The 1484-nt window shown below is 65.6% G+C and carries 1 protein-coding gene; it reads right to left on the reverse strand.

Annotated elements, in window-relative coordinates; genetic code table 11:
• Window position 1: 1 nt before the first annotated feature.
• Window positions 2-1484: type I restriction endonuclease subunit R (locus AC5590_RS25290; protein ID WP_248277441.1), on the reverse strand; the 1483-nt coding region annotated here is incomplete at its 5' end.

The following is a 1484-nucleotide window of genomic DNA, read 5'->3' on the forward strand; positions in this document are numbered from 1 at the left end:
CCTACACCGAGAGCGGCGGCACTGGACGCCCGGCGCAGACTTCGTACTTCTCCAGCATCACGGCCACTGCCTCGTCCTGGTCCAGCGCCGTGCGTCCAGTGCCGCCGCTCTCGGTGTAGGTGGCTAGCGCCTGCTTGAGCTCTTGCGCCAGGCCCAGGTAGTCCACCACCAACCCACCGGGCTTGTCCTTGAACACGCGGTTCACGCGCGCGATCGCCTGCATCAGCCCATGCCCGCGCATCGGCTTGTCGATGTACATCGTGTGCAGGCTCGGCGCGTCGAAGCCGGTGAGCCACATATCGCGTACGAGCACGACCTTAAACTCGTCCTTCGGATCGCGGAATCGCCTGGCCAGTGTCTCGCGCCGCGGCTTGTTGCGGATGTGTGGCTGCCAGTCGACCGAGTCCGAGGCTGAGCCAGTCATCACGACCTTGAGCGCGCCGTGCTCGTCGTCGGTGCCGTCCCATTGCGGTCGCAGCTTCACGATCTCGCGATACAGTTCCACGCAGATGCGCCGGCTCATGCAGACGATCATCGCTTTGCCGTCCATCGCCTCGAGCCGCCTCTCGAAGTGCTCGACGATGTCCCCGGCGACCAACTCCAGCCGCCTCCCGGCGCCGACCACCGCCTCGAGCTGCGCCCACTTGGTCCTGAGTTGCTCCCTGCGCTCGACCTCCTCGCCTTCGGTAGCTTCCTCGAAGTCAAGGTCGATCTTCGGCCGCTCGGCCTCGTCGAGCGCCAGCTTGGCCAGCCGGCTCTCGTAGTAGATCGGCACCGTGGCGCCGTCCTGCACGGCGCGCTGAATGTCGTAGACGCTGATGTGGTCGCCGAACACCGCGCGCGTGTTGGCGTCCTGCAGTTCGATCGGCGTGCCGGTAAAACCGATGAACGAGGCTTGCGGTAGCGCATCACGCATGTGGCGCGCGAAGCCGTCTATGAAGTCATACTGACTGCGGTGCGCTTCATCGGCGATCACCACGATGTTGCGGCGGTGGGAGAGCGCCGCGTGCCGGTCACCTTTCTCCTCCGGGAAGAACTTGTGGATGGTGGTGAAGACGACCCCGCCGGCCGCCACGCTTAGCAGCTCACGCAGGTTCGCACGGCTCTCCGCCTGCACCGGCGGCTGGCGCAGCAGGTCGCGGCAGCGTGCGAACGTGGCAAAGAGCTGGTCGTCGAGGTCGTTGCGGTCGGTCAGCACGACCAACGTCGGGTTGCCCATCGCCGGCTCGCGGATGATGCGGCCGGCGTAGAAGGCCATCGTCAGGCTCTTGCCTGAGCCCTGCGTGTGCCACACCACGCCAATGCGACGGTCACCAACATGACCACCAGGCTTCCGCCCAGCTTCGTATCGACCTTCTTCAGCCAGTCGAGGCAGCGCGCGCAGTGTCTCTTCCACCGCCACCTGCACCGCATGGAACTGGTGGTAGCCAGCCATCTTCTTCACGATGCGCCCGCCGTCGTCCTCGAACACGATGAAGTCGCGC

This window comes from Brasilonema octagenarum UFV-OR1, assembly GCF_963888615.1.
Classification (GTDB): Bacteria; Cyanobacteriota; Cyanobacteriia; order Cyanobacteriales; family Nostocaceae; genus Brasilonema; species Brasilonema sennae.